The organism is Streptomyces sp. NPDC000345, assembly GCF_042898825.1.
Classification (GTDB): Bacteria; Actinomycetota; Actinomycetes; order Streptomycetales; family Streptomycetaceae; genus Streptomyces.
On the sequence record NZ_JBIAZE010000020.1, the window covers coordinates 83,135 to 96,325 of the forward strand.

Below are 13,191 nucleotides of genomic sequence, written 5' to 3' on the forward strand. Positions count from 1 at the left end.
CTTCCCTGACGCAGTTTCCTTTGTCGCAAGGAGTCCGTACCCCATGACGTCCACGGTGCCCAACGCCGTCGAGCACGCAGACGAGCAGCAGCCGCCGATCACCATGTTCGGCCCGGACTTCCCGTACGCGTACGACGACTTCCTCGCCCATCCGGCGGGGCTCGGCCAGATTCCCGCGACCGAGCACGGCAGCGAGGTCGCCGTCATCGGCGGCGGGCTGTCGGGCATCGTCGCCGCCTACGAGCTCATGAAGATGGGCCTCAAGCCGGTCGTGTACGAGGCCGACCGGATCGGCGGGCGGCTGCGGACCGTCGGCTTCGACGGCTGCGACCCCTCCCTCACCGCCGAGATGGGCGCGATGCGCTTCCCGCCCTCCTCCACGGCCCTCCAGCACTACATCGACCTGGTGGGCCTGGAGACCCGGCCCTTCCCCAACCCCCTGGCGGAGGCGACCCCTTCGACGGTCGTCGACCTCAAGGGCGAGTCGCACTACGCCGAGACGATCGACGACCTGCCGCAGGTCTACCGCGATGTCGCCGAGGCCTGGAACAAGTGCCTCGAAGAAGGCGCCGACTTCTCGGACATGAACCGCGCGATGCGTGAGCGGGACGTTCCGCGCATCCGCGAGATCTGGGCGAGGCTCGTCGAGAAGCTCGACAACCAGACCTTCTACGGCTTCCTCTGCGACTCCGAGGCGTTCAAGTCCTTCCGGCACCGGGAGATCTTCGGCCAGGTCGGCTTCGGCACCGGCGGCTGGGACACGGACTTCCCGAACTCCATCCTGGAGATCCTCCGCGTCGTCTACACAGAGGCCGACGACCACCACCGCGGCATCGTCGGCGGCAGCCAGCAGCTCCCGCTGCGGCTCTGGGAGCGCGAGCCGCAGAAGATCGTCCACTGGGCCCAGGGCACCTCGCTCGCGAGCCTGCACGAGGGCGGCGAGCCCCGCCCGGCCGTGACCCGGCTGCACCGCACCGCGGGCAACCGGATCACGGTGACGGACGCGGACGGCGACATCCGCACCTACCGGGCGGCGATCTTCACCGCCCAGTCCTGGATGCTGCTGTCCAAGATCGCCTGTGACGACTCGCTCTTCCCGATCGACCACTGGACGGCGATCGAGCGCACCCACTACATGGAGTCCAGCAAGCTCTTCGTGCCCGTGGACCGGCCCTTCTGGCTGGACAAGGACGAGGAGACGGGCCGGGACGTCATGTCGATGACGCTCACCGACCGCATGACCCGCGGCACCTACCTCCTGGACGACGGTCCGGACAAGCCCGCCGTCATCTGCCTCTCGTACACGTGGTGCGACGACAGCCTGAAGTGGCTGCCGCTGTCCGCGAACGAGCGGATGGAGGTCATGCTGAAGTCGCTCGGCGAGATCTATCCGAACGTCGACATCAGGAAGCACGTCATCGGCAACCCGGTGACCGTCTCCTGGGAGAACGAGCCCTACTTCATGGGCGCGTTCAAGGCCAACCTGCCCGGCCACTACCGCTACCAGCGGCGCCTGTTCACCCACTTCATGCAGGACCGGCTGCCCGCCGACAAGCGGGGCATCTTCCTCGCCGGCGACGACATCTCCTGGACGGCGGGCTGGGCCGAGGGCGCCGTGCAGACCGCGCTGAACGCCGTCTGGGGCGTCATGCGCCACTTCGGCGGCGCGACGGACGCGACCAACCCGGGCCCGGGTGACGTGTACGACGAGATCGCCCCGGTCGAACTGCCGGAGGACTGACTGGCGCTCACAGCGGTGTGAGCAGCATGCGGCCCGCGAAGCCGACCGCCGTGTCGAGGCGTTCGGTGAACTCCTCGGCGACGTCCGGGAGCCGGCGCAGGGCCCACAGCGCCCGGGCCGCCGTCCAGGTGGCGTCCCGGGCGCGCTCCAGGCTCCACGAGCCGAGCAGATGGGTGAGCGGATCGGCGAGCTGGAGCAGGTCGGGGCCCGGCATCAGCTCCTCGCGGATGCGTTCCTCCAGCGCGATCAGGAGGTCGCCCACCCGGTCGTACTCGTCCTCCAGGTCGGCCGGTTCGCAGCCGAGGCCACGACAGGCGTCCACGACGGCGAGCGCCAGGTCGTGCCCGACGTGCGCGTTGATGCCCGCGAGCGCGAACTGCAGCGGACGTACGCCGGGATGGCGGCGCATCTGGAACAGCGGGCGCCAGCAGGCCGGGGGGCGCCGGTCGGCCGTGACCGCGTCCACCGCGGCCAGGTAGCGGTCCGCGAACAGGACGTCCAGCGTGCGCGCGGCCCCCGCGTCCGTGAACTCGCCCGTGTCGATCCGCCGGGCGACCTCCCGGGTCACGGCAAGGTAGACCCGGTTGAAGACCGCCACCCCGTCGTGGGGCGGCAGGGCCGCGTCGAGGGCGCGCATCCGGGTGAGCACGTCGGGCACGCTCGCGTCGAGAGCCGGGTGCGGGGCCATGTCTACGGGAGGGGTGAACTGTTCCAGTTGCGGCATGGGGGAAGGGTCCCAGCCCTGGGCCGGCCCGCGGGCCCGCGAGCCCGGCGCTTCCCCGGAACGGGGGAACGGGCCCGTCGCGCGGGAAGGGGACAGCATGGTGTCGGAGTCGCATGAGCGGCGGGTCACCCGGCGCGGTGTCAGGGCCGCGGCCTCGGCGGTGGTTGCTCTGGGCATCGCCGCCGCGGCGACGGCCGTGTTCGGCGGGGGAGACGACGGACCTGAGGACCCGGGGCGGGCCGGGGTGCGGGAGAGCGCGTCGGTCGCGTCCGCGGCGCCCTCACCGGCGCCGTGGAGCGGCCCGGCGACCCCGAGCGCCACGCCGTCGCCCGTCCCTCGGACATCGGGGTCCGTGCCCACCGAGTCCCCGCGCCTCTACCGCCATCCCGACTCCCAGGTCCTCGACTGGGTCCGCGCCCATCCCGGCGACCCGCGCCGCCCCGTCGTCGAGTCCCGGATCGCGAGCCGGCCGACGGCCGTGTGGTTCACCGAGTACGCGCCCGGCACGGTCACCTCACGGGTCCGCGCGGTCACCTCGGCCGCCGCGGCGCAGGACCGGGTGCCCGTCCTCGTGGCGTACGCGATCCCGGACCGCGACTGCGGCGGCGCCTCCGAGGGCGGGGCACCCGACCTGGACGCCTACGACGGCTGGATCGACCGGTTCGCCGCGGGGCTCGGCTCCGGCGAGACCGTGGTCATCCTGGAGCCCGACTCGATCGCCCAGGCCGGCTGTCTCCCCGAGGGCCGGCGGGCCGACCGCTTCGCCTCGCTGGCCCGCGCCGGACGCGTCCTGAAGGCGGCGAACCCCCGGGCCCGTGTCTACTACGACGCCGGCCACTCCGGCTGGAACGCCCCGGAGAAACAGGCGGCGCTCCTGCGGCAGGCGGGCGCCGCCTCGGCCGACGGCGTCTTCAGCAACGTCTCCAACTTCCGCGGCACGGCCGACGAGAGCGCCTACGACCGGCGCGTCCTGGACGCCCTCGGCGGTCCGCCGGACCTCGGCGCGGTCATCGACACCAGCCGCAACGGCAACGGGGCGCCCCGGGACGGGCAGTGGTGCGACCCCGCCGGGCGGAGGATCGGCCGCGCCCCCACCCTCGACACCGGCGAGGCGCGCATCGACGCCTACCTGTGGGTGAAGCTGCCCGGGGAGTCCGACGGCTGCCGGGGCGCGGCGGGCGAGTTCAGCCCCTCGTACGCCTACGAGCTCGCCTCGCCGTAGGAGACGCGCCTACGAACTGGCCGCGTCGTAGGAGCTGGTGCCCTCGTCCAGGAGCGGTTCCTGCGGCTTGAGGTGGCCCGGGGCGAAGGCGCGCAGGGTGTGGTAGCCGGTGATGACGACCACCGTGCCCAGCGCGATGCCGCTGAGCGAGAAGGTGTCGGTGAACTTCATCGTCACGTCGCCGACGCCGATGATGATGCCGGCGGCGGCCGGGACCAGGTTCAGCGGGTTGCGCAGGTCGACGCCCGCGTTGAGCCAGATCTGGGCGCCGAGCAGGCCGATCATGCCGTAGAGGATGACGGTGATGCCGCCGAGGACGCCGCCCGGGATCGCGGCCACCACCGCGCCGAACTTGGGGCACAGGCCGAACAGGAGCGCGAAGCCGGCCGCGGCCCAGTAGGCGGCCGTGGAGTAGACGCGGGTCGCGGCCATCACGCCGATGTTCTCGGAGTAGGTGGTGTTGGGCGGGCCGCCCACCGCGGTGGACAGCACCGAGCCGATGCCGTCGGCCGAGATCGCCGTACCGAGCCGGTCGTCCAGCGGGTCGCCGGTCATCTCGCCGACCGCCTTGACGTGTCCGGCGTTCTCCGCGACCAGGGCGATGACGACGGGCAGCGCGACCAGGATCGCCGACCACTGGAAGGTCGGGCCGTGGAAGTCCGGCAGTCCGACCCAGTCGGCCCGGCCGACACCGGAGAGGTCGAGCCGCCAGTGGTCGGTGACCTTGCCGCTCGCGTCGGCCGAGTGGATCCGGCCGAAGATCCGGTCGAACGCCCAGGAGACGCCGTAGCCGAAGACCAGCCCGAGGAAGATCGCGATCCGGGACCAGAATCCGCGCAGGCAGACCACCGCCAGAGCGGTGAACAGCATCACCAGCAGGGCCGTCCACTGGTCCTGCGGCCAGTACGTGGAGGCGGTCACCGGGGCGAGGTTGAAGCCGATCAGCATCACGACCGCGCCGGTCACGATCGGCGGCATCGCCGCGTGGATGATCCGCGCCCCGAACCGCTGCACCGCCACCCCGACCAGGAACAGCGCGACGCCCACGACGAGCACCGCGCCGGTGACCGTCGCGCTCGTGCCGCCCTGCGCCCGGATGACCGCGGCCACGCCCACGAAGGAGAGCGAGCAGCCGAGGTAGCTGGGCACCCGGCCACGGGTCGCGAGCAGGAAGATCACGGTCGCCACGCCGGACATCATGATGGCGAGGTTGGGATCGAGGCCCATCAGGACGGGTGCGACGAAGGACGCCCCGAACATCGCCACCACGTGCTGGGCGCCGAGCCCGACCGTACGGGGCCAGGAGAGCCGTTCGTCGGGGCGGACCACCGCGCCGGGCGCCGGGGTGCGTCCGTCGCCGTGCAGTTTCCAGCGGACGCCAAGATCCATGGTGTGGGTTTCGCTTTCGTGAGGGTGCGGGTGCGGGCGCGGGCGCGGGTGTTCTCGGGGGTTCTCGGTCGGAGTGACCTCTCCCCGGATCATTCTCACGTGAAAGGAGAGGGTGAGCGACCGCTTAGGATAGGTGTCGTTGCCCCATACACCCAGGAGTCCCGCCCGTGACCGCCGAAGCCCCGATCGCCCCCGCCCTGTCGTACGGCCGGCTGATCCCCGTCACCGTCCACTTCGACGACCTGGACGCGCTCGGACTGCTGCACAACGCCCGCTACCCGCTGATGGTGGAGCGCGCCTGGACCGAGCTGTGCCAGGAGTACGGCGTCCGCTTCGAGGGCGACTGGGCGACGGCCGGCGACGCCTGCAACGCGGTCAGGGAACTGCGCGTCAGCTACGAGGCGCCGGTCACCCGGCCGGGTGCGTACGCCGTCCACCTCTGGGTGGAACGGCTCGGCACCACCGGCCTGACGTACGGCTTCCGGTTCTGCTCGCAGGACGGGACGGTCACGTACGCGCGGGGCACCCGGGTCCTCGTCCGGCTGGACGCGGCGACCATGCGCCCCGCGCCCTGGAGCGAGACCCTCAGGGCCGCGGGTCGGGAACTGCTGCGGCCCGCGCACTGACCTCCGCGCTGCGGCGGCCGCCGGTCCGCAGCACCCCCGCGAACACGACGAGCCCGAACGCGAGCACCGTCACCACGGCGAACGACACCATCAGGCTGGTCGCCTGCGCCACCCCGCCGATCAGGCTCGGGGCGACCAGCCCGGACGTGTAGGTGATCGTCGCGACGCCCGCGATGGCCTGACTGGGGTTCGGCCCGCTGTGCCCGGCCGCCGCGAAGCACAGCGGGACGACGACGGCGATCCCGAGGCCCAGCAGCCCGAACCCGGCCATCGCGACCGCGGGATTCCCGGCGAGCACGATCGACAGCCCGCCCAGTGTGGCGAGAAGGCCGCCCGCCCGGACGGTGCGCACCGCGCCGAAGCGGTTCACCACCGCGTCGCCCGCGATCCGGGCCGCCGCCATCGTGAACATGAAGCCGGTCGTGCAGGCCGCGGCCAGCCCGGCCGACGTCTCCAGCTGATCGCGCAGATAGACCGCCGACCAGTCCAGGCTCGCGCCCTCCGCGAACACGGCGCAGAACCCGACCGCGCCGATCAGCAGCGCCGAGCGCGGGGGCAGCGCGAACCTGGGGGGCGGCTCCTCGTCCTCGGTGGGCCGCAGGTCCAGCACCCAGTGACAGGCCAGCAGGCCCAGCACGGTGAGGACGGCCGCCGCCAGCGCGTGGTGCACGCGCGCGTCGGTGCCCAGGTGCGCGGCGAGCGTGCCGCCCGCCGAACCGATCAGAGCGCCGGCGCTCCACATGCCGTGCAGCCCGGACATGATCGACCTGCCGAGCCGCCGTTCCACCTCCACACCGAGCGCGTTCATCGCCACGTCGGCGGTGCCGGAGGTCGCGCCGTACGTGAACATCGCCAGGCACAGGGTGAGGAGGCCGGGCGCGAGCGCGGGCAGGACCAGCGACAGCGTCCACAGGGCGAGCAGGCCGCGCAGGGCCGTACGGCTGCCGTAGCGGTGGGTGATCCGGCCGGCCAGCGGCATCGCGCACGAGGCGCCGAACGCCGTGAAGGCCAGGGCGAAGCCGAGCTGTCCGGCGCTCACTCCGGCGTGGTCCTGGATCCACGGCACCCGGGTGGCGAAGGACCCGGTGACCGCACCGTGCACGGTGAACACGGCGGCCACGGCGTACCGGGCGCGCCCTGCCTCCCTCGGTGCCTGGACCACCTGGCTCATTCTCCCGCCTCTCACGGCTCAGCACCGCGCCGCCGCGGATGCCGTCGCAAACTATCAGGAACCCTGCCTGATAAAAAGAGAATGTTCGGCCGGTCCCGATCGTCCGGCCGTGGGAGGATTCCCCGCATGCCCGCATCCCCGAGCACCGCCCGGGCCCTCAACGACCGGCTCGCCCTGCGGCTGTTGCAGGACGAAGGCCCGTTGACGGCAGGGCGGTTGAAGCAGCTCACCGGCCTGTCCCGGCCGACGGTCGCCGACCTGGTCGAGCGTCTGGCGGCCGCCGGGCTGATCGAGGTCGTGGGGGAGGCGGGGGAGCAGCGGCGCGGGCCCAACGCCAAGGTGTACGGCCTGGTCGCCGACCGCGCCCACCTGGCGGCGCTGGACGTGCGCACCGAGGGCGTCGCCGTGCGCGTGTCCGATCTGGTGGGCCGGGTGCTGGCGGAGGCCTCCGTGCCGATCGCCGGTGACGCCGGCACCGGCCCCGCCGTCGAACAGGCGGTGACGCTGGTCGAGCAGGCCGTCAAGGAGGCCGGTGCCGACCGGCTGCACACCGTGGGCATCGGCGCGCCCGGACTGATCGACCCCGCCCTCGGCGAGCTGCGGAACTCCATCGGCCTGCCCGAGTGGCACCGCCGCCTGGTGGCGGCACTGCAGGAACGGTTCCCTTACGCGCGCGTGAGCGTCGAGAACGAGACCAACCTCGCCGCCCTCGCCGAACAGCGTGAGGGCGGCGCCCGGGACCGCGCCACCTTCGTCCTGCTCTGGCTCGGCCACGGCACCGGCGCCGCCGTCGTCCTCGACGGCACCCTGCGCCGCGGCGCCTCCGGAGGCACGGGCGAGATCGGCTTCCTGCCGGTGCCGGGCACGACCGGTCTGCCGTCGGCCACGGACTGCGAGGGAGGCTTCCACTCCCTGGCCGGCTCGGCGGCGATCGTGGCCCTGGCGGGCCGGTACGGCCTGACCACCGTGCCGGAGGGGGACGAGCCGCCGGCGGCGGCGGTGGTGCGGGAGGCGGTCCGGGTGACGGGGGCACGGGACCGTGGGGGCGAGGCCTCGCCCGCCGGCCGGTTCCTGGAGGCCCTCGCCGACCGCCTCGCCCTCGGTGCCGCCTCCGTCGTCGCCGTGCTCGACCCCGGATGCGTGGTCCTCGGGGGCGAGGTCGGGCAGGCGGGCGGAGAGGAACTGGCCGGGCGGGTCGCGCGGCGGCTCCGGAGTTTGACGCCCCTGCCCACCGAGGTCCGGCCGGGCGTCCTGGGCGGCGGCGGTGTCCTGCGCGGAGCACTGCTCACCGCCCGCGAGTCCGCCCAGGAAGACCTGTTCGGGGCGCCCTGACGAGGGCGACGAGGGTATGCGCGGGTGTCACGGTCCGGCACGCGCGCGAGCGGTCACCGTTTCGGTACGCGCGCGAGCGGTCACGGTCCGGTACGCGCGCGTGCGTTCACCGATGGTAGCCGCGCGTGCCCCTCGGGCCCCCTCACCGGGCGGTGCGCGCGCGGGCCGCGAGGTACTCCTCGAACGTCCTCTTCCCCACCGCCCGCTCCGGCGCCAGATGACCGCCCGCCCGGAACGCCCGGTAGGCCGCGCCCCACAGCGGCACGTTCACCACCTTGCGCCGCTTGCCGCTCGCCCTCAGATACGCGCGGGCCAGCGACTCGAACGTACGGACCTCGGGCCCCGCCATGTCCTCGGCGCGCCCCGCCGGCGCCCCGGCCGCCAGCTCCGCGAGCCGGTCGGCGACCTCGGCCACCTCCACCGGCTGGTCGTCGACCCCGGCCGGCAGGAACATCACCGGCACCCTGGCCAGACCCTCGAACAACTGGAGCAGCAGATCGTGGAACTGGGTCGCGCGCAGCACGGTCCAGCCCAGCCCCGACTCCTCCACCAGCTTCTCCACGGCCAGCTTCGCCCGGTAGTAGCCGAACGGCACCCGGTCCACCCCGACGATCGAGATGTAGACCAGGTGCCGTACCCCCGCCTTCCGGGCCGCCTCGATCAGATGCGCCGCCGCGCGCTCGTCGCCCCCGCGCGGGGTGCTCGCGCAGTGCACGACCGTGTCCACACCGGCCAGGGCCGCCTCCAGCCCCGGCCCGCCCTCCCGCAGGTCGACGGCGTACGGCCGGCTGTGCCTGCTCAGCACCCGCACCTCGTGGCCGTCCGCGCGCAGCCGCTCCGTGACGGGCCGGCCGAGGGTTCCGGTGCCGCCGGTCACCAGGATCGTGGTCATGCTGTTCAGCCCCTTCGGACGCCGGACGCTCCCGGGTGGAACGTCCTCGTCAGCCGAGACCGGGCAGCCCCCGCGGAATGTGACAGTCCTGCGCGATCACCCGAGCTGACGCCGTACGAAGTCCAGCTTCTCCGGGTTCACCACGGCCCGCACCTGCGTGATCCCGCCGTCGCCGCAGTCGAAGCAGAGCGCGGCCAGCAGCGTGTCGCCGTCCCGGCCCAGGATGCCCGGGGCGCCGTTGAGCTCGACCACGGTGAGCGTGACCCCGGCGGCGAAGCCCTTGAACGCCCCGGCCAGGAACCGCATGACCTTCTCGCGGCCCTCGATCGGCCGCCTTGCCGCGGTGACCTTGCCCCCGCCGTCGCTCCACCACGTCACCTCGGCCGAGAGCGTCCGCTCCAGGGCGGCCAGGTCCCCGTCCCGCGCCGCGGTGAGAAAGGAGGCCACCAGTTCCTCCCGGCGCCGGGGGGCGACGTCGAAGCGCCCTTTCCCGACCGCCACCCGCTGCTCCGCCCGGCGGTACAGCTGACGGCAGTTGGCCTCGCTCAGGTCGAGCGCCTCGGAGATCTCCCGGTGGCTGTAGGCGAACGCCTCCCGCAGCACGTACACCGCGCGTTCGGTCGGGGTCAGCCGTTCCAGCAGGACCAGCATCGCGAGCGAGACGGCGTCCCGCTGCTCGGCCGACTCCAGCGGGCCGAGCGCGCCGTCGGAGGTGACGACCGGCTCCGGCAGCCAGGGCCCGGCGTAGCTCTCGCGCCGCGCCCGCGCGGAGGTCAGCCGGGTGAGACAGAGGTTGGTGACGGTCTTCGCGAGCCAGGCCGCCGGGTAGGTGATCGCGGCCCGGTCGGCCCCGCTGAACCGCAGATACGCGTCCTGGACCGTGTCCTCGGCCTCCTCGGCCGAGCCCAGCATCCGGTACGCGAGCCCGAACAGCCGGGGACGGTGGGTCTCGAACTCGTCTGCGGTCGCGGTCGTCGTCATGGGGGTCACCCTGCCAGAACCCCGAGGTGGGAGCGGTGCGACCCCGGCATGGGGAGGTCCGGCGACGGGCAAGGGCCGTCGTCACCGCCGCCGGACCGCACCTGTCGACCCTAAGAGGACTAGACCAATAGGTCAATAGGTCTGGACCAAACGTCAGATCTGCCCCGGACGCGGCGAGTTGGCGGCCCGGGCCGCCCGACAGGTCCAGGGGCACGCTCTGTGAGCCACTCCACACGCATCGCCCGTATGGACGACGATCCGGCGTGGCACACTGGCCCTGTACCTAAAGCAGCGCACTCCGGGGTCGGTGAAAGTCCGAACCGGCGGTTACAGTCCGCGACCCGGTCACTTCCAGTGACCGGTTGACCAGGTGAAATTCCTGGACCGACGGTTAAAGTCCGGATGGGAGGCAGTGCGCGGCGGGCGGGCATTCGTGCGCGCCGCCGTATGTGTACTCGTCCAGGCGGACGAGTCTGTCGGCGTCGCCCCCGGTGTCCCCGCTCGTGTCCGCTGTCGTCATCGACAGGCCCCGGAGTCCGTGCCCTAGTGAGGCAGGAGGACCCGGGAAGTGTTCACCGGAATCGTCGAAGAGCTGGGTGAGGTCACCGCCGTCGAGGACCTCGGCGACGCCGCCCGCTTCCGGCTGCGCGGCCCTGTCGTGACCGACGGCGCGAAGCACGGCGACTCCATCGCCGTGAACGGGGTCTGTCTCACCGTCGTGGAGCACGAGGGCGACGAGTTCACCGCCGACGTCATGGCGGAGACCCTGGTCCGCTCCAGCCTGCGCACCCTGACCGTCGGCTCCCGCGTCAACCTCGAACGCCCCACCGCCGTCGGCGCCCGCCTCGGCGGCCACATCGTGCAGGGCCATGTCGACGGCACCGGCGAGGTGTTGGAGCGCAAGCCGTCCGAGAACTGGGAGATCGTCAAGATCTCGCTCCCCGCCGACCTCGCCCGGTACGTCGTCGAGAAGGGCTCCATCACCGTCGACGGCATCAGCCTCACGGTCGTCGAGGCCGGTCCCGATCACTTCACCGTCAGCCTCATCCCCACCACGCTCGCCCTGACCACGCTCGGCCTCAAGCAGCCCGGCGACCCGGTCAACCTCGAGGTGGACATCGTCGCCAAGTACGTCGAGCGCCTGCTGGCCACGACGACCGGTCAGGGAGCGGCGAAGTGAACTGGCTGAACTCCGAGGCCTTCGTCGCCTTCGACCAGCACATCATCTGGTCGGACATGATCGGCAACATCCTCGGCCTGATCACCCTCGCCCTCGGCTGGCGGCGCTCGCTGCTGACCTGGCCGGTGCAGTTCCTCTCCGGCCTCGTGCTCTTCGTCGCCTTCTACGGCCATCTCGCGGGCAGCGCCGGCAAGCAGGTCGTCGTCATGGCCGTCGCCCTGTACGGCTGGTGGCAGTGGAACCGCGACAAGGACCGGTCGGCGGACGGCCACATCGTCCCGCGCTTCGCCACCTGGCCCGAGCGCGCCGCGATGCTCGGTGCCGCCGCCGCCGGCACGGTCGCCGTGGCCCTGATCTTCAAGGCCTACCCGTCCCTGTCCTGGGACCCCTGGCCGGACGCCTACATCTTCGTCGGCACCATCGTCGCCATGTACGCCCAGGCGCGCGGCATGGTCGAGTTCTGGATCGCCTGGCTCCTCGTCGACCTCGTCGGCGTCCCCCTCAACTTCGCCAACGGTTACGCCTTCTCCGGCTTCGTCTACGTCATCTACGGCGCGCTCGTCCTGTGGGGCATGCGCGACTGGTGGCTGCGCTCCCGCAAGGACGCGCGGCCCGCTCTGGAAGGAGCGCCGGCATGAGCACGGCACCGATCCTCTACAGCACCGACGGCATCGAGGACTTCGCGCTCGACCCCGTGGAGCAGGCCATCGCCGACATCGCGGCCGGCCGCCCGATCGTGGTCGTCGACGACGAGGACCGCGAGAACGAGGGCGACCTCGTCATCGCCGCCGAGAAGGTCACCCCCGAGATCATCGCCTTCATGATGAGCGAGTGCCGCGGCCTGATCTGCGCCCCCATGGAGAGCGACGAGCTGGACCGGCTGAAGCTCCCGCAGATGGTCGACGACAACACCGAGTCGATGAAGACCGCCTTCACGGTCTCCGTCGACGCCTGCGCCGCCCACGGCGTCACCACCGGCATCTCCGCGGCCGACCGCGCCACCACCCTCCGGCTGCTGGCGAGCGGCGACGCGGAACCGGCGGACTTCGTCCGCCCGGGCCACGTCTTCCCCCTCCGGGCCAAGCCGGGCGGGGTCCTCACCCGCAACGGCCACACCGAGGCCGCCGTCGACCTCGCCCGCCTCGCGGGACTGCGCCCGGCCGGCGCGATCGTCGAGATCGCCGGCGAGGACGGCCGGATGCTCCGCCTGCCCGAACTGATCCCGTTCGCCCGCAAGCACGGCCTGACGATCATCTCCATCGAGGACCTCGTCGACTACCGCCGCAGCGCCGAGCCGACGGTCCGCCGCGAGGCCGAGACCCGGCTGCCCACCGTGCACGGCACCTTCACCGCGTACGGTTACCGCTCCACCGTCGACGGCGTCGAACACGTCGCCCTCGTCCACGGCGAGATCGGGGGCGGCGAGGACGTCCTGGTCCGGGTCCACTCCGAATGCCTCACCGGGGACATCTTCGCCTCCCAGCGCTGCGACTGCGGCCCCCAGCTCGACGCGTCCCTGGAACGCATCCAGGCCGAGGGCCGGGGCGTGGTCGTCTACCTGCGCGGACACGAGGGCCGGGGCATCGGCCTGCTGTCCAAGCTCAGGGCGTACGAGCTCCAGGAGCAGGGGCACGACACCCTCGACGCCAACCTGGAGCTGGGCCTGCCCGCCGACGCCCGTGACTACGGGGCCGGCGCGCAGATCCTCGCCGACCTGGGCGTGCGCAGCGTCCGGCTGATGACCAACAACCCCGAGAAGACCGACGCGCTCGTCCGGCACGGCATCGAGGTCTCGGCCCGCGAGCCGATGCCCGTCCAGGCGGGCGAGCACAACATCCGCTACCTGCGCACCAAGCGGGACCGGATGGGACACGACCTGCCCTGGCTGGACACGGCCCCCGTGTCCCCCTGCGGCAACCAGTAAGAACAGCAA

Annotated in this window: 12 protein-coding genes and 1 riboswitch; of the genes, 7 read left to right on the forward strand and 5 right to left on the reverse strand. The window is 72.5% G+C overall.

Annotation, left to right across the window (positions count from 1 at the left end; genetic code table 11):
- Nucleotides 1-43 precede the first annotated feature (43 nt).
- Nucleotides 44-1,741 (forward strand): flavin monoamine oxidase family protein, encoded by a 1,698-nt coding sequence (locus tag ACFY30_RS34895; RefSeq protein WP_390849145.1) that lies wholly within the window; start codon nt 44-46, stop codon nt 1,739-1,741.
- A 7-nt stretch (nt 1,742-1,748) separates the two neighbouring features.
- Here the strand turns inward: ACFY30_RS34895 and ACFY30_RS34900 are convergent, their stop codons facing one another.
- Nucleotides 1,749-2,465, reverse strand: a complete 717-nt coding sequence (locus tag ACFY30_RS34900; protein ID WP_390849146.1) for a DUF5995 family protein — start codon at nt 2,463-2,465, stop codon at nt 1,749-1,751.
- Nucleotides 2,466-2,562: 97 nt separating this feature from the next.
- Between ACFY30_RS34900 and ACFY30_RS34905 the strand changes: the two genes are divergently transcribed.
- Nucleotides 2,563-3,687, forward strand: a complete 1,125-nt coding sequence (locus ACFY30_RS34905) for a glycoside hydrolase family 6 protein (RefSeq protein WP_390849148.1) — start codon at nt 2,563-2,565, stop codon at nt 3,685-3,687.
- 9 nt (nt 3,688-3,696) lie between these two features.
- Here the strand turns inward: ACFY30_RS34905 and ACFY30_RS34910 are convergent, their stop codons facing one another.
- Entirely contained in the window at nt 3,697-5,076 is a 1,380-nt protein-coding gene (locus ACFY30_RS34910) for a uracil-xanthine permease family protein (protein ID WP_390849150.1), read from the reverse strand.
- Nucleotides 5,077-5,243: 167 nt separating this feature from the next.
- On the opposite strand from ACFY30_RS34910, the gene ACFY30_RS34915 reads away from it, so the two are divergent.
- Nucleotides 5,244-5,702 (forward strand): acyl-CoA thioesterase, encoded by a 459-nt coding sequence (locus tag ACFY30_RS34915; RefSeq protein ID WP_390849151.1) that lies wholly within the window; start codon nt 5,244-5,246, stop codon nt 5,700-5,702.
- Here the strand turns inward: ACFY30_RS34915 and ACFY30_RS34920 are convergent.
- Nucleotides 5,662-6,873 carry an MFS transporter gene (locus tag ACFY30_RS34920; RefSeq protein ID WP_390849152.1) on the reverse strand — a complete coding sequence of 404 codons (1,212 nt, stop codon included), beginning with the start codon at nt 6,871-6,873 and terminating at the stop codon, nt 5,662-5,664. The two genes, ACFY30_RS34915 and ACFY30_RS34920, sit on opposite strands and share 41 nt — an antisense overlap.
- Nucleotides 6,874-6,999: 126 nt before the next feature.
- Between ACFY30_RS34920 and ACFY30_RS34925 the strand changes: the two genes are divergently transcribed.
- Nucleotides 7,000-8,205, forward strand: a complete 1,206-nt coding sequence (locus ACFY30_RS34925) for an ROK family transcriptional regulator (protein WP_390849153.1) — start codon at nt 7,000-7,002, stop codon at nt 8,203-8,205.
- 142 nt (nt 8,206-8,347) lie between these two features.
- On the opposite strand, the gene ACFY30_RS34930 is transcribed toward ACFY30_RS34925, so the two are convergent.
- Nucleotides 8,348-9,097 (reverse strand): SDR family oxidoreductase, encoded by a 750-nt coding sequence (locus ACFY30_RS34930; protein WP_390849154.1) that lies wholly within the window; start codon nt 9,095-9,097, stop codon nt 8,348-8,350.
- A gap of 96 nt (nt 9,098-9,193) precedes the next feature.
- The gene (locus ACFY30_RS34935; protein WP_390849155.1) at nt 9,194-10,078 is read right to left on the reverse strand and encodes an RNA polymerase sigma-70 factor; all 885 of its coding nucleotides are present in this window, start codon (nt 10,076-10,078) and stop codon (nt 9,194-9,196) included.
- A gap of 289 nt (nt 10,079-10,367) precedes the next feature.
- Nucleotides 10,368-10,498: riboswitch (FMN riboswitch) on the forward strand.
- A 148-nt stretch (nt 10,499-10,646) separates the two neighbouring features.
- On the opposite strand from ACFY30_RS34935, the gene ACFY30_RS34940 reads away from it, so the two are divergent.
- From ACFY30_RS34940 to ACFY30_RS34950, 3 genes are read left to right on the forward strand one after another with little or no spacing between them, the layout of a single operon-like run.
- Nucleotides 10,647-11,258 carry a riboflavin synthase gene (locus ACFY30_RS34940; RefSeq protein ID WP_390849156.1) on the forward strand — a complete coding sequence of 204 codons (612 nt, stop codon included), beginning with the start codon at nt 10,647-10,649 and terminating at the stop codon, nt 11,256-11,258.
- Nucleotides 11,255-11,896: a nicotinamide riboside transporter PnuC gene (gene pnuC, locus ACFY30_RS34945; protein WP_390849158.1), complete on the forward strand. Its 642-nt coding sequence runs from the start codon at nt 11,255-11,257 to the stop codon at nt 11,894-11,896. Before ACFY30_RS34940 ends, pnuC begins: the two co-directional genes overlap by 4 nt.
- On the forward strand, nt 11,893-13,182 hold the full coding sequence (locus ACFY30_RS34950; protein ID WP_390849159.1) for a bifunctional 3,4-dihydroxy-2-butanone-4-phosphate synthase/GTP cyclohydrolase II: 1,290 nt from the start codon (nt 11,893-11,895) through the stop codon (nt 13,180-13,182). Before pnuC ends, ACFY30_RS34950 begins: the two co-directional genes overlap by 4 nt.
- Nucleotides 13,183-13,191 lie beyond the last annotated feature (9 nt).

Bases quoted from the DNA above. Each gene is read 5' to 3' on its own strand.
- ACFY30_RS34920 (WP_390849152.1), bottom strand. From the start codon at position 6,873: ATGAGCCAGGTGGTCCAGGCACCGAGGGAGGCAGGGCGCGCCCGGTAC.
- ACFY30_RS34900 (WP_390849146.1), bottom strand. From the start codon at position 2,465: ATGCCGCAACTGGAACAGTTCACCCCTCCCGTAGACATGGCCCCGCAC.
- ACFY30_RS34910 (WP_390849150.1), bottom strand. From the start codon at position 5,076: ATGGATCTTGGCGTCCGCTGGAAACTGCACGGCGACGGACGCACCCCG.
- ACFY30_RS34895 (WP_390849145.1), top strand. From the start codon at position 44: ATGACGTCCACGGTGCCCAACGCCGTCGAGCACGCAGACGAGCAGCAG.
- ACFY30_RS34925 (WP_390849153.1), top strand. From the start codon at position 7,000: ATGCCCGCATCCCCGAGCACCGCCCGGGCCCTCAACGACCGGCTCGCC.
- ACFY30_RS34935 (WP_390849155.1), bottom strand. From the start codon at position 10,078: ATGACGACGACCGCGACCGCAGACGAGTTCGAGACCCACCGTCCCCGG.
- ACFY30_RS34950 (WP_390849159.1), top strand. From the start codon at position 11,893: ATGAGCACGGCACCGATCCTCTACAGCACCGACGGCATCGAGGACTTC.
- ACFY30_RS34905 (WP_390849148.1), top strand. From the start codon at position 2,563: ATGGTGTCGGAGTCGCATGAGCGGCGGGTCACCCGGCGCGGTGTCAGG.
- ACFY30_RS34930 (WP_390849154.1), bottom strand. From the start codon at position 9,097: ATGACCACGATCCTGGTGACCGGCGGCACCGGAACCCTCGGCCGGCCC.